Raw genomic sequence first — 21,401 nt, 5'->3', positions numbered from 1 at the left:
GCCTGATCGCGGCAAACTGTGTCAGAGCCGCGCCATTGTGCAGGGCGCGGCGAGTCGCGCCTTAAAGCGCTTGAAGGTAAAGGTAAGCCGTTGCCAGGAATCCTGCCAGCCAGACAGTGGTGCGCAGGAACGGAACAGGGATGGCAAAGGCGTAGATCGGCACAAAGGCGATCCGTGCGAGCAGAAAGATCTGTGCCGCAAACAACGTACCACCGGTAAAGGCGTCTTTGGCAGACAGGATCAAAACTGCAGGGGCGAACAGGGCCATGGCCACGACGGAATTTGCTAGTGCGCGTTCCACTCGTCCGGCAACTCCGGTCAAAGGCGGCATGTCATCGCGCGCGCCACCCAGCGTCATCAGCCCGACCTGAGACATTGCAGTCAGGACATTCAGCAGCACCACAACGATGACCACAAGGCCATAGAGGGCAAGTATCGAAAGCTCGGAAGACATGATGTTTATCCTTTTGTAAATCTCAGTCCGGTCTTGCGATTACCATCCGCCGGGGGTGAAGGCAGGCTGGGTTCACAGGTATGTGCGTGCCCGTGTGCGAGATCGTCCCGCACACGGGCTGTTTCAGAGTCAGACAGGCTGCAGCAGTTTCACCTGGATATGGGCAACGCCGCCGCGTTCGTGGTGCATGGCCAATTCCTGCGAATCCAGAAAAGCACGGGCCTTGTCCAGATCGCGCACCTCAAACATCGCGATGGCGTGGTCGCGCTGATCGGGGTCGCGCCAAACGTGCAGGTCGTAGATGCCTGCCGCCTTGCGCATAGGCTGATCTTCGCGGAACACGGTCAGCCAGGCGTCAAAATCGGCCACATCGGCCTGCCACAGAACATGTGTTGCCATGATTACAGATCCATCAGCAGGCGGCGCGGATCTTCCAGCGCTTCTTTCACGCGGACAAGGAAGGTCACCGCGCCTTTGCCGTCGACGATCCGGTGGTCATAGGACAGCGCCAGATACATCATCGGACGGATCACAACCTGACCATTGATCGCCATCGGGCGGTCCTGAATCTTATGCATGCCCAGAATACCCGATTGCGGGGGGTTCAGGATCGGCGAGGACATCAGAGAGCCGTAAACACCACCGTTCGAGATGGTGAAGGTGCCGCCCTGCATTTCCGCCATCGACAACTTGCCGTCACGGGCCCGTTTGCCTTTCTCGGCGATGGCTTTTTCGATCGCCGCAAAGGACATGCTGTCAGCGTCGCGAATGACCGGAACCACCAGACCGGTCGGCGTACCGGCGGCCACGCCCATATGGACGAAGTTTTTGTAGACAATGTCGGTGCCGTCGATCTCGGCATTCACCTCGGGCACTTCTTTCAGCGCGTGGCAGCAGGCCTTGGTGAAGAAGGACATAAAGCCCAGACGCACGCCGTGCTTCTTCTCGAACTGGTCCTTGTACTGGCTGCGCAGGGCCATCACCTCGGTCATGTCCACCTCGTTATAGGTGGTCAGCATGGCGGCGGTGTTTTGGCTGTCTTTCAGGCGTTTGGCGATGGTCTGACGCAGGCGGGTCATCTTGACCCGTTCTTCGCGCGCGGCATCGTCAGCGGCCACAGGGGCACGCGGCGCAGGGGCCGGAGCCGGAGCAGCAGCAGGTGCAGGTGCTGCAGCCGTTGCCACGGCGCGGGCCACGTCCTCTTTCATGATGCGACCGTCGCGGCCTGTGCCTGTGACTTGACCTGCGGACAGACCGGCCTCGGCCATCGCTTTCTCAGCCGAAGGCGCGTTGGACACATCCTTGCCGGTGGCCGCAGCCGCAGGGGCCGCCGCTGCCGGAGCAGCCGCCGGAGCCGCTACAGCACCCGCGCCCGAGATCACGGCCAGCTTGGCCGAGGCATCCACCGTGGTGCCTTCGGGGGCGGTGATTTCGGCCAGAACGCCCGCCGCCGGGGCCGGAACTTCGACCGAAACCTTGTCGGTTTCCAGCTCACACAGCATTTCGTCCTGCGCGACGGCGTCGCCCACCTGTTTGAACCATGTGGACACGGTTGCCTCGGTTACGGATTCGCCCAGCGTGGGAACCATCACGTCGACACTGTCGCCTGATGCTGCCGGAGCGTCTGCCGCAGGGGCCGCCGCCGCCGCTGGGGCGGGGGCAGCGCCTTCGCCTGCCGCGATCGTGGCCAGCAGCGCGTCAACGCCAACGGTTTCACCTTCGGCGGCGACGATTTCACCCATTACACCTGCAGCGGGGGCGGGGACCTCGACGGTGACCTTGTCGGTCTCTAGCTCGCAGAGCATTTCGTCAACTGCCACCGCATCTCCAGGCTTTTTGAACCATGTGGCAACCGTGGCTTCAGTGACCGACTCGCCCAGCGTGGGAACACGAACTTCAATGGACATCATTACTTTCCTTCAATGCTCAGCGCTTCGTTCACCAGCGCTTCTTGTTGGGCTTTGTGTTGGCTGGCCAAACCCGTCGCGGGCGAGGCCGAAGTGGCGCGACCGACATAGCGGGGCCGTGTATGTTTGGCTTTAATCCGGGTCAAAACCCATTCGATGTTGGGTTCGATAAAGGTCCAGGCACCTTGGTTCTTGGGCTCTTCCTGACACCAGACGATCTCGGCGCCCTTGAAACGCTCAAGCTCGTTGATCAGCGAGTGCGCCGGGAAAGGATAATATTGCTCGATCCGCATTAGATAGACGTCGTCGATGCCGCGCGCGTCCCGTTCTTCCAGCAAGTCATAGTAGACCTTGCCCGAACACAGAACGACTCGCTTGATCTTGTCATCCTTGACCAGCTTGGTGTCAGAATTGCCATGCTGCGCGTCATCCCACAGCACCCGATGGAAGCTGGAGCCGGTGGTGAAATCCGCAGCCGTGCTGACGGCCAGCTTGTGCCGCAACAGCGATTTCGGCGTCACCAGGATCAGCGGTTTGCGGAAGGTCCGGTGCAGCTGACGGCGCAAGATGTGGAAATAGTTCGCAGGCGTCGTACAGTTTGCCACGATCCAGTTGTCCTGACCGCACATCTGCAGGAACCGTTCCAGACGCGCTGACGAGTGTTCGGGGCCTTGCCCTTCGAACCCGTGCGGCAGCAGCGTGACCAGACCAGACATGCGCAGCCATTTGCTTTCGCCCGAGCTGATGAACTGGTCGAACATGATCTGCGCGCCGTTGGCAAAGTCGCCAAACTGCGCTTCCCACAGGGTCAGCGCGTTGGGTTCGGCCAGCGAATAGCCATATTCGAACCCAAGCACCGCGTATTCCGACAGCATCGAGTCGATCACCTCGTACTGTGATTGACCGGCCCGGATGTTGTTCAGCGGATAGTACCGCTCTTCTGTTTCCTGATGGACAAAGCCAGAATGGCGTTGGCTGAACGTCCCGCGTGTCGCGTCTTGGCCAGACAGACGCACCGGATAGCCTTCGGTCAAAAGCGACCCGAAGGCCAGCGCCTCACCCGTAGCCCAGTCAAAGCCTTTGCCATTGTCGAACATCTGCTTTTTGTGGTCCAAAAGACGGCCCACTGTTTTGTGCAAAGCAATATCCGCAGGAACATGGGTCAGGGCTGTGCCGACCTCGGCCATAGTTTCTGGCGTGATCGCGGTATCGCCCCTGACATATTCGTCTTTATTCTTGTCCAGATGTGACCAGCGCCCATCCAACCAGTCGGCCTTGTTGGGCTTATAGTCTTTCCCGGCTTCGAACTCGTCATTCAGCTGCGCCTGGAAGGCGGCTTTCATATCCTCGATCTCGCCTTCGGGGATCAGGCCGTCTTTGACCAGACGCTCGGTATACAGCGACAGGGTCGTCTTATGTGTCTTGATCTTCTTGTACATGATCGGGTTGGTGAACATGGGCTCGTCGCCCTCGTTGTGACCAAACCGGCGGTAGCAGAAGATGTCGATGACCACATCCTTGTGGAACTTCTGGCGGAACTCGGTCGCGACCTTGGCGGCATGAACCACGGCCTCAGGGTCGTCACCGTTCACGTGGAAGATCGGTGCCTCAACCATCAGCGCGATATCGGTTGGGTAGGGGCTGGAGCGGCTGAAATGCGGCGCAGTGGTGAACCCGATCTGGTTGTTCACCACGATATGCATGGTGCCGCCGGTTTTGTGACCGCGCAGACCCGACAGGCCAAACCCTTCGGCCACAACACCCTGACCAGCAAAGGCCGCGTCGCCATGCAGCAGGATGCCCATCACAGCGGTACGCTCGCTGTCTTTCAACTGGTCCTGCTTAGCGCGGACCTTGCCCAGAACGACGGGGTTCACCGCCTCAAGGTGCGAGGGGTTGGCCGTCAGCGACAGGTGAACGCTGTTGCCATCAAACTCGCGGTCGCTCGAGGCGCCGAGGTGGTATTTTACATCGCCTGAGCCATCCACATCTTCGGGCTTGAAGCTGCCGCCCTGGAATTCGTTAAAGATCGCGCGATAGGGTTTGCGCATCACGTTGGCCAGAATGTTAAGACGGCCTCGGTGCGGCATCCCGATAACAATGTCACGCACACCCAGCGCGCCGCCGCGCTTGATGATCTGTTCCATCGCGGGGATCAGAGCCTCACCGCCGTCCAGGCCGAACCGCTTGGTGCCCATGTATTTGACGTGAAGGAATTTCTCGAAGCCCTCAGCTTCGACCATCTTGTTCAGGATGGCTTTGCGTCCTTCCTTGGTGAATGCAATTTCCTTACCGTAGCCTTCGATCCGTTCCTTCAGCCAAGCAGCCTGTTCTGGATCTGAGATATGCATGTATTGCAGCGCAAAGGTGCCGCAATATGTGCGTTTCACGATATCAACGATCTGCCGCATCGAGGCCATCTGCAGGCCCAGCACGTTGTCGATAAAGATCGGCCGGTCCATGTCGGCCTCGGTAAAGCCATAGGTCTTTGGATCCAGCTCGGGGTGGTTTGTTGCGGCGCGCATCCCCAGCGGGTCGAGATCAGCGGCCAGATGGCCCCGAATCCGATAGGCCCGGATCAGCATCAAGGCCCGCAGGCTGTCCAGCACCGCGCGCTTGATCTGGTCTTCGCTGACCTCAACGCCCTTGGCCGCCGCCTTATCTTTGATCTTGTTGCCCGCCGCCTTGGCGTCAATCTCGGCCCACTCGCCCGTGAGCGCCCCGGTCAGGTCATCCGCCGGCATCGGCGGCCAGTCGGTGCGCGCCCAGGATGGCCCCTCGGCCTCGCGCTGCACATCCGGCGAGGCATCGCCCATGGCGCGAAAGAACTCGGCCCAGGCCGCATCAACCGCGTTCGGGTCGCGCGTGTATTGAGCGTAAAGCTGCTCCAGGTATTCGGCGTTGTGCCCCTGCATGAAGCTTGAGGCATGAAAGGCGGAGTTGGGCGAGTGCTCGGTCATTGGGTTACCTCATATGGGTTGGGACCGTATTTGTTGGTGCCTGGCTGGCTGGGGCGGGTCAGCCACCACAGCACCAGAAGCGGCGAGATCATCAGGATTAGAAGGGTGGGTATAACAATCAGTAAAGTCGCGCGGGTGAACAGGACATCCAGGTTGCCGCCATGCTGGAAGCTGGACGCCATGCCGATACCGAACACCAGCACCGCAACGGCCCCGGCCATCAGGAGCAGCGGAAACAGAGCATAAAGCCCGCTGCGTCCGGTATCATGCATTCGCCGCCATGCGACCGCGAGATGCGGGAAGAAGACGATTAGGCTGACAATGCTCTGCACCGGTTGACTCGATGTGGCAGCGACGGATTTCGTCGTTTCGGTCTCGGTCGTGGCGACTTGCGTGAAAAACTGAAGGTCGATGAAACCTGCGATGAGGCTCCAGATCACGATGAACAGGAAAAAGAACCAGTATTCAGGCCGCGAGGCGCGACCAGAGAACGTGAAGAACTTGGAGAAACAGGTGCGGATGGCATCGGAGAAGGTCATGGCGATTTAAACTCTTCCTCCTCTTTAGTTTACACCGGTGCAATCAAACGTAGTTTGACGACGTTCGAGCAACCAGTAGTAACGTCCCACTTGCACGTCTGAAACCAAACGCGCTTTTCCGTCAAACTGTGAACACCATAATTCGGCCGCTGCACGCATTTCGGCGTCGTCAACTCGAATGTTCAGATAGGTGAAAGCGATCTTGTCGTTCTCTAGTAAATCTGTTTCGGCACCATCGAGGCCTGGAATAGCTCGAACAACGAATTGATCCATTGGAACAATACCAGAGTTTTGGGATGCAACAGATGTTCCTAGAAAGGAGAGCAAAATTAAGAGACCCGCACGGTGGGCACCGCCGGGCATCGCCCAACCCGCCCCAGAGGGCGGGTGCTTTTTGCCCACCCCTTGGGCGGGCGCTGCCCTCAGTTCTGAGATCAGCGCCTGTTCCATTTTACCCAATTGCTTCCAGCACGGCCTCACCCAGCGTTGCCGGGCTTTCTGCCACGACGATACCGGCCGAGCGCATGGCTTCGATCTTGTCCTCGGCACCGCCTTTGCCGCCAGCGACGATCGCGCCCGCGTGGCCCATGCGGCGGCCCGGAGGGGCTGTGCGCCCAGCGATGAAACCGGCAACCGGCTTTTTGCGGCCCTTCTTGGCTTCATCCGCCAGGAACTGAGCGGCCTCTTCCTCGGCCGAGCCACCGATCTCACCGATCATGATGATCGAGTGGGTCTCGTCATCGGCCAGGAACCATTCCAGCACGTCGATATGTTCGGTGCCTTTGATCGGGTCGCCGCCGATGCCGACGCAGGTTGACTGGCCCAGACCCACGTCAGTGGTCTGTTTGACAGCCTCATAAGTGAGGGTACCGGAACGAGACACAACGCCGACCGAGCCGCGCTTGTGGATGTGGCCGGGCATGATGCCGATCTTGCAGGCATCCGGCGTGATGACACCGGGGCAGTTCGGGCCGATCAGGCGCGATTTGGAGCCTTCCAGCGCGCGCTTTACCTTCATCATGTCCAGAACCGGGATGCCTTCGGTGATGCAGACGATCACTTCCATCTCGGCGTCAATCGCTTCGAGGATCGAGTCAGCTGCGAAGGGCGGTGGCACATAGATAACCGAGGCATTGGCTTCGGTCACATGCTTGGCCTCGTGGACCGAGTTGAACACGGGCAGGTCAAGATGGGTCATCCCGCCTTTGCCGGGGGTCACGCCGCCGACCATCTTGGTGCCATAAGCAATGGCCTGTTCAGAGTGGAATGTGCCCTGCGAGCCGGTAAAGCCCTGACAGATCACTTTGGTATTTTCGTCGATGAGGACTGCCATCTGGCGTTCTCCTTTGTAGGGCGGGCCTCAGCCCACCGAAATCTTGGGAAAGATGGGCCGAAGCCCATCCAACGGGATGACATCAGCCTTTGACGGCCTTCACGATCTTCTCGGCACCGTCTTTCAGGTTGTCCGCTGCGATTACGTCCAGGCCAGAGGTGTTGATGATCTCTTTGCCCTTCTCAACGTTCGTGCCTTCCAGACGCACGACCAGGGGAACCTTGAGGCCGACCTCTTTCACCGCGGCGACTACGCCTTCGGCAATCACATCACAGCGCATGATGCCGCCGAAGATGTTGACCAGAATGCCTTTGACGTTCGGGTCCGAGGTGATGATCTTGAACGCCTCGGTCACTTTCTCTTTGGTGGCTCCGCCACCTACATCGAGGAAGTTGGCAGGCTCGGCACCATACAGTTTGATGATGTCCATGGTCGCCATCGCCAGACCGGCACCGTTCACCATGCACCCAATCTCACCATCCAGCGCGATGTAGTTCAGGTCGTATTTCGAGGCTTCGAGTTCTTTGGGGTCTTCCTCGGTCTCGTCGCGCAGTTCAGCGATGTCGGGGTGGCGGTAGACTGCGTTGCCGTCAAAGCCCAGCTTGGCGTCCAGCACCTTGAGGTCGCCGCCTTCGGCCACGATCAGCGGGTTGATCTCCAGCATCTCCATGTCCTTCTCGACGAAGGCCTGGTACAGCTGACCCATCAGCTTGACGCATTGCTTGACCTGCGCGCCTTGCAAACCCAGCGAGAAGGCGATGCGACGACCGTGATAGGCCTGATAGCCGGTCACAGGGTCCACCGAGAAGGACAGGATTTTCTCGGGCGTGGACTCGGCGACTTCTTCGATGTCCATGCCGCCTTCGGTCGAGCAGACAAAGGAAATGCGGCTGGTCTGGCGATCCACCAGCAGCGCCAGATACAACTCACGCTCGATGCCGGACCCGGCCTCGATATAAATGCGGTTGACCTGCTTGCCCGCGGGGCCGGTCTGATGTGTAACCAGCGTGCGGCCCAGCATCTTTTTGGCTTCTTCGGCGGCCTCTTCGACCGATTTGGTCAGACGGACACCGCCCTTTTCACCGGCGTCGGCCTCTTTGAACGAGCCCTTGCCGCGGCCACCTGCGTGGATTTGGGCTTTGACAACCCAAAGGGGGCCATCCAGTTCACCGGCTGCGGTTTTGGCTTCCTCGGCGCGCAGAACCGCGCGACCTTCGGAGACCGGAGCGCCATAGCTGCGAAGAAGAGCCTTGGCTTGGTATTCGTGAATATTCATCGAAATTGTCCCGTCTGACTACGATTAGATCGTTATAGGGGTGTCTAGGGGACAAGTTTAAAGGTTTTTTTGCCGCCGACGCAGTTTTTAGCAAAGATTTTCAGCATTTGTGATCACAGTATTTTCTGGTGTGATCACAAATTTTGTGGGCGGTGTATGTTGATTCGATATCTGGATGCGCATGGCCATTGGTGCCAACAAATAAAGGATTTGCGACGTTTGCGCCAACATTGGCGACACGTCTAACATCAGCCTTGATTGCAAAAGAAAACCGGCCCAAAGAGGACCGGTTTTTTTGAATTTTGTGCTGTGGAAGGATCAGGCCAGAGAGCTGTCGATACCCTTGCACGCTTCGATCAGGCCCTTCACGGCGTTGACCGAGTTGTCGAAACCGGCTTGCTCTTCTTCGTTGAGCTTGATGTCGACAACACGTTCGATGCCGCCTGCGCCGATCACGGTGGGGACGCCGACATACATGCCATCTACGCCCAGCTCGCCATTGCAATAGGCGGCACAGGGCAGAACGCGCTTCTGGTCTTTCAGATAGGCTTCGGCCATTTCGATCGCCGAGGTGGCCGGAGCATAGAAGGCCGAGCCGGTCTTCAGCAGGCCAACGATTTCGGCACCGCCGTCACGGGTGCGCTGAACGATGGCGTCCAGTTTCTCCTGCGTGGTCCAGCCCATCTCGACCAGATCGGGCAGCGGGATACCGGCAACGGTCGAGTAGCGCACCGACGGCACCATGGTGTCGCCGTGGCCGCCCAGCACAAATGCGGTCACATCGCGCATCGAGACGTTGAATTCTTCCGACAGGAAATGGGCAAAACGGCCCGAGTCCAGAACGCCGGCCATGCCGCAGACCTTGTTGTGAGGCAGGCCCGAGAATTCGCGCAGCGCCCAGACCATTGCGTCCAGCGGGTTGGTGATGCAGATGACGAACGCATCAGGAGCATTGGCAGCGATGCCTTCACCCACGGATTTCATGACCTTCAGGTTGATGCCCAGCAGGTCGTCGCGGCTCATGCCCGGTTTGCGGGGTACACCGGCGGTCACAATGCAGACGTCCGCGCCTGCGATGTCTTCGTAGGACTGGGTGCCCTTCAGCTTGGCGTCGAACCCTTCGGAGGGGCCGGATTCTGCGATGTCCAGCGCCTTGCCTTCGGGGGTGCCTTCGGCGATGTCGAACAGGACGACGTCACCCAGTTCTTTCATTGCAGCGAGGTGGGCGAGCGTGCCGCCGATCTGACCTGCGCCGATCAGCGCGATCTTGGGTCTGGCCATGTGGAAAATCTCCGATGGGGTTAGAAATCGCGGTTGTGCTAGTCGGTAAAACGGATTTGTGCAAGGGTTGTGCTGCGTGGCATACAACCGCATACCGTATTTGTGCTGTCCGAGGGGCGCGATTCCTGAAGTATTCGGAAGACTAAATGTTCGAACTGGACCTGATGTTTTTTGCCGTGGCGATCCCGGCCGTGATCTTCGCCGGCATTTCCAAGGGCGGGTTCGGGTCGGGCGTGGCCTTCGCGTCTTCGTCGATTCTGGCGCTGATCCTGACGCCGGGACAGGCGCTGGCGCTGATGCTGCCGATCCTGATGGTGATCGACGTCGCCACGCTGAAACCCTATTGGAAACGCTGGAGCTGGCCGGATTCGCGCCTGCTGATCCTTGGCGCTGTGCCTGGTATCGCGCTGGGCGCGTGGCTGTATCGCGTGACAGATGACGATTTGCTGCGTCTGCTGATCGGGGGGATCTCGGTCGGGTTCGTGGTCTGGCATGTGGCGCAAAGCAAGGGCTGGATTCGCGGCTTTGCCAACCGGCTGCCACCCTCGGCCGGGCTGTTTGCGGGGCTGGTGGCCGGGTTCACCAGCTTTGTCAGCCACGCCGGCGGCCCGCCCGCAGCCGTATACCTGCTGTCGCAACGCCTGACGAAGACCGAGTTTCAGGCCAGCACCGTGCTGGTTTTCTGGGTCATCAACGCAGCGAAATTCGTGCCCTTCGCCTATTTGGGCCTGTTCACATGGCACACGGCGCTGGCGGATCTACTACTGACCCCTTTCGCCATTCTTGGCGCGTGGCTGGGCGTCCGGGCGCATTTCATGCTGTCAGAGCGCCTGTTCTTTGGCATCGCTTATGTCCTGCTGACCCTGACCGGCAGCAAACTGATCTGGGATGCGCTGACCTAGACGTTGGGCGGCAGCGCCTCGGCCATGTCCTCATAAGACTGACCGGACGCGATCAGACAGGTCATTCCGTCTGGCATCGTCACCGTGATCGTCCAACTACCGCTTGTGTCCGAGGCATAGACCTCCATCACCGCGCCTCGGCGCGCGATGCCGATGCCCTGACGGGTCTCGCCATAGGTTTCGGTCAACCGCTTGACCACGTCTTCGCGCGGGGCGCAGTTCCGGGCCTGTACCTGCTGGGCGGCCAGCACCATGATGCCCAGCCCCATCGTCATCTTGAACAGCGTCTTTTTCATCCGTGCACCCTTTCGATTCCATCTGCCCCAAAGGGTGCAGGCGAGGCACCGAAATCCGGTTAAGCCAACGCACGTTGCGTCGCTTATGCTGCAATGCGGCGATTTTGCTCTTGAACTTTCCGGCAAAAAATGCCCCATTCCGCGCAACTTTATTTCTTAAGGGAGAGGCCAATGGACCCCCGTCAGCGCCCCTATCGTTCTGTTCTGTATATCCCCGGCTCGAAAGATCGGGCGCTGGACAAGGCGCGCAGCCTGCCGGTCGACGCGATCATCTTTGATCTGGAAGATGCCGTCGCAGCGGATGAAAAAGAGAACGCGCGTGAAACGCTCAAGGCCGCTCTGGCTGCTGGCGGATACGGCGCGCGGGTCAAGATCGTGCGCATCAACGGGCTGGACACCGAATGGGGCCGTGCTGATGCCGAGGCCGTGCCGGACATGGATGCCGATGTGGTTCTGTTGCCTAAGGTGAACTCGGCCGCTGATGTAGACGCTCTGGCGGCGATCACAGGAGATATGCCGACCTGGGCGATGATGGAGACACCGCGCGGAATGTTGAACGCCGCCGAAATCGCGGCGCATCCGCTGATGGCAGGCTTTGTGATGGGCACCAATGACCTGGCCAAGGAATTGCAGACCCGTTTCCGTCCCGATCGCCTGCCGCTGATGACCTCGCTGGGCCTGTGTCTGCTGGCCGCCAAGGCCGAGGGCCTGATCATCGTGGACGGCGTTTATAACGCCTTCAAGGATGACGAGGGGCTAGCCGCAGAATGTACGCAGGGCCGCGATATGGGCTTTGACGGCAAGACGCTGATACACCCGGCTCAGGTCGAAATCACCAACGCGGCCTATGCGCCCTCGGATGCGGAAATCGATCTGGCCCAACGTCAGATCGCGGCCTTTGAAGAGGTCGAAGCGCAGGGGCAGGGCGTCGCTGTCGTGGATGGCAAAATTGTTGAGAACCTGCACGTTGCAACCGCCCGCGAAATTCTGGCAAAAGCAGAGGCGATTTCAGCTTTGCAAGCGGGGTAAGCCAGCATGGGCTTTGTTCTTCTGATCCTTGGTGTGGCGCTTTGGTGGGCCGCACATCTGTTCAAACGCGTCGCGCCCGCACGGCGGGCGGCCATGGGCGATGGCGGCAAAGGTGCGGTGGCACTGGCGCTGGTGGCGGCGATTTTGCTGATGATTTTCGGTTATCGCATGACCGATTTCATCTATGTCTGGGCGCCGCCCACATTCCTGATCCACGTCAACAACCTGCTGGTGCTGATCGCCATCTTCCTGATGAGCCCCGCACCCAAGAAAGGCCGCCTGCTGAACAAGCTGCGCCATCCGATGCTGGGCGGGTTCAAGCTGTGGGCCTTTGCGCATCTGCTGGTGAATGGCGATCTGGCCTCGATCATCCTGTTCGGCGGATTGCTGGCCTGGGCCGTGGTCGAAGTGATCGTGATCAACAAGTCCGAGCCTGACTGGACACCCGGTGAACCCGGAACCTACGGCAAAGACGCGATGTTCTTTGTGGCCTCGATCGTTCTGCTGGGTGTCATCGGCTATATTCACGGGCTGGTCGGCCCGTCTCCGTTCGGATCGTGAGGGGAATAAAATGGCAAAACTCTATCGTCTGCTGACGGAAGAGGACACCTCGGCCTTTTGCCACAAAGTGTCCGACGCTCTGGCCAAAGGGTGGGAGCTGTATGGCGACCCGTCTTATGCCTTTGACGCCGCCAATAACGTGATGCGCTGTGCGCAGGCTGTGACCAAAGAGGTCGCGGCCGACTATTCACCCGATATGAAACTGGGACAGCAATAATGGCAAAGACCAATCCGGGCCGCTTTTTCGAGGACTATTCCGTCGGGCAGGTGCTGCAACACGCGGTGCCGCGCACCGTTACCGATGGTGAGCGGGCGCTGTATCACGCGCTCTATCCTGCGCGTCATGCGCTCTATTCCTCGGACGAGTTCGCCCGGGCATCCGGCTTGCCACAAAGCCCGTTGGACGATCTGGCGGCGTTTCATGTGGTGTTCGGCAAGACAGTGCCGGATGTCTCTCTGAATGCAGTTGCCAATCTGGGCTATGCCGAGGGGCGCTGGCTGAAACCGGTCTATGCTGGTGACACGCTGCGGTCAGAATCCGAGGTGATTGGGGTCAAGCAGAACTCGAACGGCAAAACCGGGGTGGTTTATGTGCGCACCCGTGGCCTGAATCAGCGCGATGAGGCGGTCATGGAATATGTCCGCTGGGTGATGGTCCGCAAATCAGACCTGTCCGCCCCCGCACCCGACGCAGTGGTGCCCGAGTTGAAAAAGGCGTTGGAGCCAAGCGATCTGGTCATTCCGCAGGGTTTGAATTTCTCGAACTACGATTTTGCCCAAGCCGGTGAGGCGCATCGCTGGGGCGATTATGAGATCGGCGAAAAGATCGACCACGTGGACGGTGTCACAATAGAAGAGGCCGAGCATATGCTGGCCACCCGCCTTTGGCAGAACACCGCCAAAGTGCATTTCGACCTGACCTTCCGCCCGGAGGGGCGCCTGATTTATGGCGGTCACGTGATCTCGATGGCGCGGGCATTGTCTTTCAATGGTCTGGCCAATGCGCAGATGGTGGTGGGCCTGAATGGCGGCGCGCACGCCAACCCGTGTTTTGCGGGTGATACGATCAAGTCGTGGTCCGAGGTTCTGGACAAGGCCGAAACCGGCGTGCCCGGCGTGGGGGCGATCCGTCTACGCTTGGTCGCAACAAAGTGCGGCGAACCCTTCCTGCTGAAAAACGAAGACGGGCGCTATATGCCCAACGTGTTGCTTGATCTGGACTACTGGGCATTGATGCCTGTTTGATACCTACCCACATTCATGTGATCGCAGCCCGCGTCATTCGTGCTAGGCTGCGGTCATGCGCGCGTTCCGATCCATAGCTTTGAGTTTTTGCCTGGCTTCACCCGCCATGGCCTGCGATCTTGCGCTGGCGTTGGCAGTGGATGTCTCTGGATCGGTTGATTCCTCGGAATACCGTATTCAGATGGACGGGTTGGCTGCTGGTTTGCGCGATCCCATCGTGTCTGAAGCACTGGTGCGTGGTCAGGCCCGCTTGATGCTTGTGCAATGGACAGGCGCCTCGCGGCAGAAGATCACAATCCCCTGGACCAATATCGACAGTTTCGAAACGCTGGATCTGTTTGCAGATCAGGTGGCTGCTGACCCGCGCGTCTGGCGTAATTTCTCGACCGCAATAGGCGAGGCCCTGGAAATGACGCTGTCGAGTTTTGACGAAGTCGCCACCTGCAAAAGGCATCTTATCGATATCTCGGGCGATGGAACCTCTAACGAAGGGGTTGAGCCTAGCGAGATACATGAAGTTTTGCGTAGCCAAGGTGTAACAGTGAACGCGATTGCGATCGAAGAAAGCGAACCAGACCTGACTGCCTACTTCTTTGAAAACGTGATCGTGGGCGAAGGGGCCTTTGTGGTCTCGGCTGCGGGGTTTGAAGATTACCCCGAACGTATTCGCAAGAAATTGTTGCGGGAAGTGACGCAGCAAACCGCAGGTCTGGACTGAGTGAATGCAGATTCGGAAGTCGCGGCGCTAACACTCGATGGACTTGAATTCATTTGTGATCACGTCATTATTTTGTGTGATCACAATTCTCAAATATGCGTCATTTTGCTCCAATATTAGGCTTTTTTGCATCTGCAGCACGTGACAGAGTCGCAAAAAACAGTAAAACGTTCGGTAGCCAACCGAAAAGGAGCCGCCATGGCCGATGTTAACCGGGGCAATCGCCCGTTATCGCCGCATCTGTCGATCTATCGCCCGCAGTTGACCTCGGTCACCTCTATTCTGACCCGTATCACCGGGAACGCGATGATCGTGGCGGCCTTGCTGATCGTATGGTGGTTTCTGGCCGCCGCAACCTCGCCCGAAGCATACGAGCGTGCGAATTGGTGGCTGACATCGGTTTTGGGTGATCTTGTGATGGCTCTGTCCCTGTGGGGGTTGTGGTACCACACGCTGGCAGGTGTTCGGCACCTGATCTGGGACAACGCGAAGGGGCTGGAGTTGCCGGTCGCGGAGAAGCTGGGTTGGGCGGTTGTCATCGGGTCGGTTGTCCTGACCCTGCTGACCCTGATCATCGTTGCGTAAAGGAGGCCAGACATGCGTTATCTGACAGACCGCAAACGCGCCAGTGGCCTTGGATCGGCCAAGGCAGGCACAGCTCATTTCTGGCGGATGAAGGTCAGCTCGGTGGCATTGCTGATCCTTGTTCCGCTGTTCATCTTCACCTTTGGTCCCATGCTGGGGCAGCCTTATGATGTGGTGCTGGACTACTATTCGCGCCCGTTCCCGGCAATTGTTGCGGCACTGACGCTTGTGATCGGCATGAAACACTTCGCCGAAGGGGCGCAGGTGATGCTTGAGGATTATACCCACGGCACGACCGAGAAGGTCCTGATCATCCTGACCACCTGCTTGTCCTACGGCGCGGCTGCGGCGGGCCTATTCGCCATCGCCCGCATTGCCCTCTAATTCCCGGAGCTGAAAGAAATGGCTGCATACGAATACGAAACGCACGAATATGACGTGGTCGTTGTCGGCGCCGGTGGGGCGGGTCTGCGGGCCACCCTGGGCATGGCCGAACAAGGGTTGCGCACCGCCTGTGTAACCAAGGTTTTTCCGACCCGCTCGCATACAGTGGCGGCGCAGGGCGGCATTGCCGCGTCACTGTCGAATATGGGTCCGGACCACTGGCAGTGGCACATGTACGACACCGTCAAAGGCTCGGACTGGCTGGGCGATACTGACGCAATGGAATACCTCGCGCGTGAGGCGCCCAAGGCCGTGTACGAGCTGGAGCACTACGGTGTGCCTTTCAGCCGGACCGAGGAAGGTAAGATCTATCAGCGCCCGTTCGGTGGCCACACCACCGAATTTGGCGAAGGCCCTGCAGTGCAGCGCACCTGTGCGGCTGCTGACCGGACCGGCCACGCGATCCTGCATACTCTGTACGGGCAATCGCTGAAGAACAACGCCGAGTTCTACATCGAATACTTCGCCATCGACCTGATCATGTCCGACGATGGGCAGTGTCAGGGCGTCGTCTGCTGGAAGCTGGACGACGGCACGATGCATGTTTTCAATGCCAAGATGGTTGTGCTGGCGACCGGCGGTTACGGTCGCGCCTATTTCAGCGCAACCTCGGCCCATACCTGCACCGGCGACGGCGGCGGCATGGTGGCCCGTGCAGGCCTGGCCTTGCAGGATATGGAGTTCGTGCAGTTCCACCCCACCGGCATCTACGGTTCGGGCTGCTTGATCACCGAAGGCGCGCGAGGAGAGGGCGGATACCTGACCAACTCGGAAGGCGAGCGGTTTATGGAGCGCTATGCGCCCCAGTACAAAGACCTGGCGCCCCGTGACTATGTAAGCCGTTCGATGACTATGGAAATCCGCGAAGGCCGTGGCCACGGTGACAATGGCGACCATATCCACCTGAACCTCAGCCACCTGCCTGCCGAGGCGCTGGCCGAGCGTTTGCCGGGCATTTCAGAATCTGCGCGCGTCTTTGCGGGCGTGGATGTCACCAAGGAACCGATCCCGGTTCTGCCGACGGTTCACTACAACATGGGCGGTATCCCCACAAACTATTGGGGCGAGGTTCTGAACCCCACCGCCGATAACCCAACCGCCGTGGTTCCCGGCCTGATGGCTGTGGGCGAGGCCGGTTGTGCCTCAGTTCATGGGGCAAACCGCTTGGGCTCGAACTCTTTGATCGACCTTGTGGTCTTTGGCCGCGCGGCCGCGATCCGGGCCGGTAAGGTTGTAGATGCCGAGGCTGCGAATCCGGTGCTGAATCAGGCGTCGGTCGATAAGGCTTTTGACCGGTTCGATGCGGCACGCAACGCCAATGGTTCGATTCCGACCGCCGACCTGCGGCTTGAGATGCAGAAAACCATGCAGGCTGACGCGGCAGTATTCCGTACCGCTAAGACCATGACCGAAGGCGTCGAAAAGATGACGGCCATTGCGGCTAAGATGGATGATCTGAAAGTCACCGACCGCTCGTTGGTGTGGAATAGCGACCTGATGGAGACGCTGGAACTGGGCAACCTGATGCCGAGCGCATTGGCAACGATCGTCGGAGCCGAAGCGCGTAAGGAATCTCGTGGTGCCCATGCCCATGAGGATTTTGCCGAGCGCGATGATGAGAACTGGCGTGTTCACACCGTCAGCCGGGTCGAGGGTAATAAGGTTGAGCTCAGCTATCGTCCTGTGATTGCGGACCCGCTGACGACCGAAGCCGAAGGCGGAATCAGCCTCAAGAAAATCGCACCGAAGGCGCGGACTTTCTGACGCATTTGTTTAAAAACCACAAAAAAAGCCACCCATAAGCTGGGTGGCTTTTTTATGAGACAGTCTCCCTATGTGAGTTCTGCAAGAGCTTGCTTCAACTGACCAGAAATATGGGCTGGTTGGCGGGCAACAGCGAATTGCAAGCAGGCTTGGCGTTTTTCGTTCAGTTCGTCTTTTGACATTTCCATCACCCGCATCATCGTCCGGATCAATCCGCGCGGGTTCTGCGCCGGATACAACAGGTCATGACAGGCTTCGGGGGTCGTGTGTTTGTGCGGATCAATGTCCGGTCCAATGATCGGAAGCCCGAAGGTTTGGGCCAGCATGGCAGTTCCCGACGTAAACGTGTTCATTGATGGCAAGGTGTAGACATGCGATTGCGAGAAAATCGTGGGAATTTCGTCGTCCGGAACACGGTCGGAAATCACGGTCACATTCGGATTCACCTGCATTCGACGCATTAGCCTGCGTCCCGAGCGAAAGACTTTCCCGACCACCGATAGCTCGAACGAATGTCCGCGATTGGTCAATTTGCGGGCGGCTTCATGCAGCTTGTCCAGGTCACGATTTCCACGCATTGCACCAAAAGCCAGGAATCGGATCGGTTGGTTTGCGGGCGCTGACCGGTTAAGCGTGACCTCTGTCGGCTCATAGACGCCAAGGTAACTTGGATGGGGAATCAATCGAATCTTCTCTGAATCTGCACCATATTCCGAGATCATGTGACGCGCCGCGTGGGGTGTATGCACATGAATCAGGTCAGACATCTGAGTCAGTTGCTGGCGAATCTGCCGAAAATTGTCGGTAAGCTCGGCCTGCGAATGCGCTGCCTGGTTGTGGATGGTCCAAATCAGACGCCCGCCGTTTTCCCGGTAGCGCTCTAGCCCTTGTTTGACTTCTTGAAAAAGCGGACTTGTGTCATCGGATTCGACGATACGGAACAGGCGGTCATCCCAATGAAGATGAATAATCCTGTGTGCTGCTCTGAAATCGGGGTTTGCGAATTGCGCAAACGAAACCTCGCGTGGGGCGGACAAAGTGAATTCGGGGCTGCAAGCCGAATACATCATATCCTGATAAGGGTTCTTCGTGCCGTATGGGAAATTGGCGACTTTGGTTTGCATTTAGGGTCCCGGATGCTGCTCATCATTTGCGGGGTCTTGCCTGATTGCTAAATCCCGGTGCATAGGCGAATTTGCCTAATTTTATTGGGTGTTTTCAAGGCTAAATGGTTGGCTTTCAGCGGTTCTGAGTGTATCAATACGCAGGAATTTAGCGAGGTCGGAAATGGTACAGCTCACCCTGCCAAAGAATTCCCGGATCACAACCGGAAAAACCTGGCCCAAGCCGGATGGCGCAACCAACGTGCGCAAGTTTCAGATCTATCGCTGGAACCCGGATGATGGTCAGAATCCTAGGGTTGATACCTATTTCGTTGATATGGACAACTGTGGTCCAATGGTTTTGGACGCGCTGATCAAGATCAAGAACGAGACTGACCCAACCCTGACTTTCCGCCGGTCCTGCCGCGAAGGCATTTGCGGATCCTGCGCGATGAACATCGACGGGATCAACACGTTGGCCTGTATCTATGGTATGGATGAGATCAAGGGCGATGTTAAGATTTACCCGCTGCCGCATATGCCGGTCGTCAAGGACCTGATACCGGACCTGACGCATTTCTATGCTCAGCATGCCTCGATCATGCCATGGCTGGAAACCAAGACCAACCGCCCTGCGAAAGAGTGGAAGCAGTCCATCGAAGATCGCAAAAAGTTGGATGGTCTGTACGAGTGCGTGATGTGCGCAAGCTGCTCGACCTCGTGCCCCAGCTATTGGTGGAATGGCGATCGCTACCTTGGGCCCGCAGCATTGTTGCACGCCTATCGCTGGATCATCGACAGCCGTGATGAGGCCACGGGTGAACGTCTGGACGAGTTAGAAGATCCCTTCAAACTGTATCGTTGCCACACGATCATGAACTGCGCCAAGACTTGTCCCAAGGGTCTGAACCCGGCCAAGGCGATTGCCGAAATCAAAAAGATGATGGTCGAACGGGCAGTTTGATCACAGTTTCAAAAAATGACAAGCCCTGGGATAGAAACCTCCCGGGGTTTTTCGTGTCATGCGGGTATTGAAGTATCGGAGTACCTCAATGACTAGAATGCTGACAAAGGTTTTTCCCCTCGTTGCGCTTGCGGTTGTGTCCGCATGCAGCGGATCAAGTGGCAGCCGGGCGGACCTTGTTTTCAAACAGGTGGATTGCGCAAATCAAGCCGGGATTGAAGGCCAATTCACCACTCAGATTGTCCGTAAGGATGGCAAACACACCGAGGTGTTTGTTCCGGACAACGGGGTTAGCGAAGCGCAGGCCGCCCAAGCGAATGCCTGTGTCACCGCGTAAATCAGATGACCTGCAAGGTTGGCAAAACCATATGCCAGCCTTGCATGCAAATGAGGAATGGCGAGACTGCAAAAAGATGAGGTGACCCCCGCAGCTTGACAGCCTATTTTCCGCACAGGGAGGAGTGATGGAACCGGAATGGGATCGCTCCGATGCAAATGCAGGAATCTGAAAACAAATCGAACGCAGCTGAGGCGCTGGCGCTTTTGGAACAGGCGTGGGCTTACTACATGCCTGAACCCACCGAAACTGCAGAGCTGCGCGAACCTGAGCTTTTTGAATACGCGAACGCGGCTTGATGCGATGGGCGGAATGGGCAATGGATAGCCATGCCTGTTCTGTTGCTTTTACTTGCCGCCGGTGTTTTCGCCTACCTTTATTGGCGGTCCAGAACGACGTCACTGTCCCGCGATTGCCGGTGGCGTCAACATCGAAAGGAAGGCATCTGGGTCTGCGCGTTTTGCGGCGCCCAGCATGAGGGCAAAGACGCGCCGAAAATATGTCTTAGAGAGCGCTAAACAAGCAGGGCAGTTTCGCCCTGCTTGAATCTATGCTGCGGGAAAGGCTGCGTGCAGAGCGATCTCGACCATATCGCCAAAGCTGCTTTCACGCTCGGAAGAGGGCAGAGCCTCTCCGGTCAGCAAGTGGTCCGAGACGGTGAGAACGGCCAGTGCCCTGCATTGATGGCGGGCGGCCAGAATATACAACTCGGCAGCTTCCATTTCGACGCCCAGGATACCGTGACGCACCATCTGTTCATTCAAGTCGGGGCGTTCATCATAAAAAACGTCGGACGAGTAAATGCCCCCAACATGGGTCGGCGTACCCTTTGCGGCTGCAGCCGTCGCGGCGTCTTGCAACAGGTCCCAATCCGCACACGGGGCAAAATTCAGCTCTTTCATGATCCCGCGGGACGGCGTGCTAAGCGTGGTCGATGTCATGGCAAGGATCACGTCGCGGATATTGACCTTATCCTGCATGCCGCCGCATGAACCGATGCGGATCAGGGTCTTGGCTCCATAATCGCGGATCAGCTCGTTCACGTAGATCGAGAGCGATGGCATACCCATCCCGCTGCCCTGAATGGTTACGCGGTTGCCCTTCCACGTCCCGGTGAACCCCAACATGCCGCGCACATTGTTGACTTGTTTTACGTCGTCCAGAAACGTTTCGGCCGCCCATTTTGCCCGGTATGGGTCGCCGGGCAAAAGAACCGTTTCTGCAATTTCGCCTTTTTCGGCACCAATATGAATTGTCATGTCAAAGTTAATTCCTATCAGATTTCCAAATCGGCTATATCCGCTCCGGAATTGAGCGCGTCATGAACCCATTGCGGTTTGCGTCCGCGTCCAGACCACGTTTGAGTTGGCTCAGATGGGTTGCGATATTTGGCATTTGCTTTTGGTTTACTGCCCGATCCGATGCCGCCATCCGACAATTCAGACAAGGAAAAGCCGAATTCTGCCGCAGCTTTTTCTGCAGCTTTCAAAGCCTCTTGCCGTTCGCGTTTTTCTGCTTTTATCAATGCCTTATCTAACTGTCCGCGCAGGTCAATCAGCTCTTTGCGCGACATTTTTTCAAGGTTAATCGCCATTCGTGTTCTCCCAGCCCAAGTTTTATTACGGCGTTTACAAAGCAATGCCGTAAATCCAACAACGGGCGATATCTATCCCAATTTACCATGGAATAGATATGGAAAAAGA

25 protein-coding genes are annotated in these 21,401 nt (G+C 58.0%); 12 read left to right on the top strand and 13 right to left on the bottom strand.

Translation table 11 applies throughout. The features are described from left to right. Positions 1-61: 61 nt before the first annotated feature. The 9 genes from AC2FNR_RS16475 to mdh all read right to left on the bottom strand — a co-directional run bounded on the left by AC2FNR_RS16475 (position 62) and on the right by mdh (position 9,750). Positions 62-454 carry an MAPEG family protein gene (locus tag AC2FNR_RS16475; protein WP_209195342.1) on the bottom strand — a complete coding sequence of 131 codons (393 nt, stop codon included), beginning with the start codon at positions 452-454 and terminating at the stop codon, positions 62-64. Between the two features lie 129 nt (positions 455-583). Beyond that, positions 584-853, bottom strand: a complete 270-nt coding sequence (locus tag AC2FNR_RS16470) for a hypothetical protein (RefSeq protein ID WP_170751809.1) — start codon at positions 851-853, stop codon at positions 584-586. 2 nt (positions 854-855) lie between these two features. After that, on the bottom strand, positions 856-2,361 hold the full coding sequence (gene odhB / locus AC2FNR_RS16465) for a 2-oxoglutarate dehydrogenase complex dihydrolipoyllysine-residue succinyltransferase (protein WP_496850133.1): 1,506 nt from the start codon (positions 2,359-2,361) through the stop codon (positions 856-858). A 2-nt stretch (positions 2,362-2,363) separates the two neighbouring features. Next, the gene (locus tag AC2FNR_RS16460; RefSeq protein ID WP_496850131.1) at positions 2,364-5,321 is read right to left on the bottom strand and encodes a 2-oxoglutarate dehydrogenase E1 component; all 2,958 of its coding nucleotides are present in this window, start codon (positions 5,319-5,321) and stop codon (positions 2,364-2,366) included. Next, positions 5,318-5,860 (bottom strand): DUF805 domain-containing protein, encoded by a 543-nt coding sequence (locus tag AC2FNR_RS16455; RefSeq protein WP_170751803.1) that lies wholly within the window; start codon positions 5,858-5,860, stop codon positions 5,318-5,320. Before AC2FNR_RS16455 ends, AC2FNR_RS16460 begins: the two co-directional genes overlap by 4 nt. A gap of 24 nt (positions 5,861-5,884) precedes the next feature. After that, positions 5,885-6,310, bottom strand: a complete 426-nt coding sequence (locus tag AC2FNR_RS16450) for a hypothetical protein (RefSeq protein ID WP_496850130.1) — start codon at positions 6,308-6,310, stop codon at positions 5,885-5,887. 1 nt (position 6,311) lies between these two features. Continuing rightward, a complete protein-coding gene (sucD, locus tag AC2FNR_RS16445) occupies positions 6,312-7,193 on the bottom strand; it encodes a succinate--CoA ligase subunit alpha (RefSeq protein ID WP_170353524.1) in 882 nt (293 codons plus the stop codon). 82 nt (positions 7,194-7,275) lie between these two features. Further along, complete coding sequence (sucC, locus tag AC2FNR_RS16440; protein WP_170353523.1) at positions 7,276-8,469, bottom strand: ADP-forming succinate--CoA ligase subunit beta; 1,194 nt, start codon at positions 8,467-8,469, stop codon at positions 7,276-7,278. 318 nt (positions 8,470-8,787) lie between these two features. Next, on the bottom strand, positions 8,788-9,750 hold the full coding sequence (gene mdh, locus AC2FNR_RS16435) for a malate dehydrogenase (RefSeq protein ID WP_170353522.1): 963 nt from the start codon (positions 9,748-9,750) through the stop codon (positions 8,788-8,790). A gap of 146 nt (positions 9,751-9,896) precedes the next feature. Here mdh and AC2FNR_RS16430 point away from each other — a divergent pair, with 146 nt between their 5' ends. Further along, positions 9,897-10,652 carry a sulfite exporter TauE/SafE family protein gene (locus AC2FNR_RS16430; protein ID WP_170751795.1) on the top strand — a complete coding sequence of 252 codons (756 nt, stop codon included), beginning with the start codon at positions 9,897-9,899 and terminating at the stop codon, positions 10,650-10,652. Here the strand turns inward: AC2FNR_RS16430 and AC2FNR_RS16425 are convergent. Further along, positions 10,649-10,948 (bottom strand): hypothetical protein, encoded by a 300-nt coding sequence (locus AC2FNR_RS16425; protein WP_170353520.1) that lies wholly within the window; start codon positions 10,946-10,948, stop codon positions 10,649-10,651. The two genes, AC2FNR_RS16430 and AC2FNR_RS16425, sit on opposite strands and share 4 nt — an antisense overlap. Before the next feature lie 171 nt (positions 10,949-11,119). On the opposite strand from AC2FNR_RS16425, the gene AC2FNR_RS16420 reads away from it, so the two are divergent. The 8 genes from AC2FNR_RS16420 (at position 11,120) to sdhA (ending at position 17,294) form a co-directional block, all read left to right on the top strand. Further along, positions 11,120-11,977: an HpcH/HpaI aldolase/citrate lyase family protein gene (locus AC2FNR_RS16420; RefSeq protein ID WP_496850128.1), complete on the top strand. Its 858-nt coding sequence runs from the start codon at positions 11,120-11,122 to the stop codon at positions 11,975-11,977. Between the two features lie 6 nt (positions 11,978-11,983). After that, complete coding sequence (locus tag AC2FNR_RS16415) at positions 11,984-12,538, top strand: NnrU family protein (RefSeq protein ID WP_496850126.1); 555 nt, start codon at positions 11,984-11,986, stop codon at positions 12,536-12,538. Positions 12,539-12,548: 10 nt separating this feature from the next. Further along, positions 12,549-12,755 carry a DUF1737 domain-containing protein gene (locus AC2FNR_RS16410; protein ID WP_170751789.1) on the top strand — a complete coding sequence of 69 codons (207 nt, stop codon included), beginning with the start codon at positions 12,549-12,551 and terminating at the stop codon, positions 12,753-12,755. Continuing rightward, positions 12,755-13,783 (top strand): MaoC family dehydratase, encoded by a 1,029-nt coding sequence (locus AC2FNR_RS16405; protein WP_480866863.1) that lies wholly within the window; start codon positions 12,755-12,757, stop codon positions 13,781-13,783. The genes AC2FNR_RS16410 and AC2FNR_RS16405 overlap by 1 nt, the downstream gene beginning before the upstream one ends. Positions 13,784-13,838: 55 nt before the next feature. Continuing rightward, the gene (locus tag AC2FNR_RS16400) at positions 13,839-14,501 is read left to right on the top strand and encodes a DUF1194 domain-containing protein (RefSeq protein ID WP_170353515.1); all 663 of its coding nucleotides are present in this window, start codon (positions 13,839-13,841) and stop codon (positions 14,499-14,501) included. 198 nt (positions 14,502-14,699) lie between these two features. Beyond that, the gene (sdhC, locus tag AC2FNR_RS16395; protein WP_353391213.1) at positions 14,700-15,086 is read left to right on the top strand and encodes a succinate dehydrogenase, cytochrome b556 subunit; all 387 of its coding nucleotides are present in this window, start codon (positions 14,700-14,702) and stop codon (positions 15,084-15,086) included. A 12-nt stretch (positions 15,087-15,098) separates the two neighbouring features. Next, positions 15,099-15,470 (top strand): succinate dehydrogenase, hydrophobic membrane anchor protein, encoded by a 372-nt coding sequence (gene sdhD, locus AC2FNR_RS16390; RefSeq protein ID WP_170353513.1) that lies wholly within the window; start codon positions 15,099-15,101, stop codon positions 15,468-15,470. 18 nt (positions 15,471-15,488) lie between these two features. Then, positions 15,489-17,294 carry a succinate dehydrogenase flavoprotein subunit gene (gene sdhA / locus AC2FNR_RS16385; protein WP_496850123.1) on the top strand — a complete coding sequence of 602 codons (1,806 nt, stop codon included), beginning with the start codon at positions 15,489-15,491 and terminating at the stop codon, positions 17,292-17,294. Between the two features lie 68 nt (positions 17,295-17,362). On the opposite strand, the gene AC2FNR_RS16380 is transcribed toward sdhA, so the two are convergent. Next, positions 17,363-18,418, bottom strand: a complete 1,056-nt coding sequence (locus tag AC2FNR_RS16380) for a glycosyltransferase family 4 protein (RefSeq protein WP_496850121.1) — start codon at positions 18,416-18,418, stop codon at positions 17,363-17,365. Between the two features lie 163 nt (positions 18,419-18,581). On the opposite strand from AC2FNR_RS16380, the gene AC2FNR_RS16375 reads away from it, so the two are divergent. The 3 genes from AC2FNR_RS16375 to AC2FNR_RS16365 all read left to right on the top strand — a co-directional run bounded on the left by AC2FNR_RS16375 (position 18,582) and on the right by AC2FNR_RS16365 (position 19,997). Next, a complete protein-coding gene (locus AC2FNR_RS16375) occupies positions 18,582-19,361 on the top strand; it encodes a succinate dehydrogenase iron-sulfur subunit (protein WP_496850119.1) in 780 nt (259 codons plus the stop codon). A gap of 88 nt (positions 19,362-19,449) precedes the next feature. Further along, positions 19,450-19,698 carry a hypothetical protein gene (locus tag AC2FNR_RS16370; RefSeq protein ID WP_496850117.1) on the top strand — a complete coding sequence of 83 codons (249 nt, stop codon included), beginning with the start codon at positions 19,450-19,452 and terminating at the stop codon, positions 19,696-19,698. 152 nt (positions 19,699-19,850) lie between these two features. Next, entirely contained in the window at positions 19,851-19,997 is a 147-nt protein-coding gene (locus AC2FNR_RS16365) for a hypothetical protein (RefSeq protein WP_496850115.1), read from the top strand. A gap of 249 nt (positions 19,998-20,246) precedes the next feature. Here the strand turns inward: AC2FNR_RS16365 and deoD are convergent, their stop codons facing one another. Together deoD and AC2FNR_RS16355 are read right to left on the bottom strand one after the other, a co-directional pair. After that, positions 20,247-20,957: a purine-nucleoside phosphorylase gene (gene deoD, locus AC2FNR_RS16360; protein ID WP_496850113.1), complete on the bottom strand. Its 711-nt coding sequence runs from the start codon at positions 20,955-20,957 to the stop codon at positions 20,247-20,249. 17 nt (positions 20,958-20,974) lie between these two features. After that, a complete protein-coding gene (locus AC2FNR_RS16355) occupies positions 20,975-21,292 on the bottom strand; it encodes an H-NS histone family protein (protein WP_170353506.1) in 318 nt (105 codons plus the stop codon). Positions 21,293-21,401 lie beyond the last annotated feature (109 nt).

Source organism: Ruegeria sp. SATB045 (genome assembly GCF_059613525.1).
Note: the sequence above shows the minus strand (reverse complement) of the source record. Positions and strands in the feature narration are given on the sequence as shown.

Excerpts from the sequence above, each read along its gene's own strand:
- sdhA (WP_496850123.1), top strand. The coding sequence starts at position 15,489 with ATGGCTGCATACGAATACGAAACGCACGAATATGACGTGGTCGTTGTC.
- AC2FNR_RS16380 (WP_496850121.1), bottom strand. The coding sequence starts at position 18,418 with ATGCAAACCAAAGTCGCCAATTTCCCATACGGCACGAAGAACCCTTAT.
- AC2FNR_RS16475 (WP_209195342.1), bottom strand. The coding sequence starts at position 454 with ATGTCTTCCGAGCTTTCGATACTTGCCCTCTATGGCCTTGTGGTCATC.
- AC2FNR_RS16450 (WP_496850130.1), bottom strand. The coding sequence starts at position 6,310 with ATGGAACAGGCGCTGATCTCAGAACTGAGGGCAGCGCCCGCCCAAGGG.
- AC2FNR_RS16430 (WP_170751795.1), top strand. The coding sequence starts at position 9,897 with ATGTTCGAACTGGACCTGATGTTTTTTGCCGTGGCGATCCCGGCCGTG.
- odhB (WP_496850133.1), bottom strand. The coding sequence starts at position 2,361 with ATGTCCATTGAAGTTCGTGTTCCCACGCTGGGCGAGTCGGTCACTGAA.
- AC2FNR_RS16375 (WP_496850119.1), top strand. The coding sequence starts at position 18,582 with ATGGTACAGCTCACCCTGCCAAAGAATTCCCGGATCACAACCGGAAAA.
- deoD (WP_496850113.1), bottom strand. The coding sequence starts at position 20,957 with ATGACAATTCATATTGGTGCCGAAAAAGGCGAAATTGCAGAAACGGTT.
- sdhD (WP_170353513.1), top strand. The coding sequence starts at position 15,099 with ATGCGTTATCTGACAGACCGCAAACGCGCCAGTGGCCTTGGATCGGCC.
- sdhC (WP_353391213.1), top strand. The coding sequence starts at position 14,700 with ATGGCCGATGTTAACCGGGGCAATCGCCCGTTATCGCCGCATCTGTCG.
- AC2FNR_RS16420 (WP_496850128.1), top strand. The coding sequence starts at position 11,120 with ATGGACCCCCGTCAGCGCCCCTATCGTTCTGTTCTGTATATCCCCGGC.
- AC2FNR_RS16410 (WP_170751789.1), top strand. The coding sequence starts at position 12,549 with ATGGCAAAACTCTATCGTCTGCTGACGGAAGAGGACACCTCGGCCTTT.
- AC2FNR_RS16365 (WP_496850115.1), top strand. The coding sequence starts at position 19,851 with ATGCAAATGCAGGAATCTGAAAACAAATCGAACGCAGCTGAGGCGCTG.
- AC2FNR_RS16425 (WP_170353520.1), bottom strand. The coding sequence starts at position 10,948 with ATGAAAAAGACGCTGTTCAAGATGACGATGGGGCTGGGCATCATGGTG.
- AC2FNR_RS16400 (WP_170353515.1), top strand. The coding sequence starts at position 13,839 with ATGCGCGCGTTCCGATCCATAGCTTTGAGTTTTTGCCTGGCTTCACCC.
- sucC (WP_170353523.1), bottom strand. The coding sequence starts at position 8,469 with ATGAATATTCACGAATACCAAGCCAAGGCTCTTCTTCGCAGCTATGGC.
- AC2FNR_RS16355 (WP_170353506.1), bottom strand. The coding sequence starts at position 21,292 with ATGGCGATTAACCTTGAAAAAATGTCGCGCAAAGAGCTGATTGACCTG.
- AC2FNR_RS16460 (WP_496850131.1), bottom strand. The coding sequence starts at position 5,321 with ATGACCGAGCACTCGCCCAACTCCGCCTTTCATGCCTCAAGCTTCATG.
- AC2FNR_RS16415 (WP_496850126.1), top strand. The coding sequence starts at position 11,984 with ATGGGCTTTGTTCTTCTGATCCTTGGTGTGGCGCTTTGGTGGGCCGCA.
- sucD (WP_170353524.1), bottom strand. The coding sequence starts at position 7,193 with ATGGCAGTCCTCATCGACGAAAATACCAAAGTGATCTGTCAGGGCTTT.
- AC2FNR_RS16470 (WP_170751809.1), bottom strand. The coding sequence starts at position 853 with ATGGCAACACATGTTCTGTGGCAGGCCGATGTGGCCGATTTTGACGCC.
- mdh (WP_170353522.1), bottom strand. The coding sequence starts at position 9,750 with ATGGCCAGACCCAAGATCGCGCTGATCGGCGCAGGTCAGATCGGCGGC.
- AC2FNR_RS16405 (WP_480866863.1), top strand. The coding sequence starts at position 12,755 with ATGGCAAAGACCAATCCGGGCCGCTTTTTCGAGGACTATTCCGTCGGG.
- AC2FNR_RS16455 (WP_170751803.1), bottom strand. The coding sequence starts at position 5,860 with ATGACCTTCTCCGATGCCATCCGCACCTGTTTCTCCAAGTTCTTCACG.
- AC2FNR_RS16370 (WP_496850117.1), top strand. The coding sequence starts at position 19,450 with ATGACTAGAATGCTGACAAAGGTTTTTCCCCTCGTTGCGCTTGCGGTT.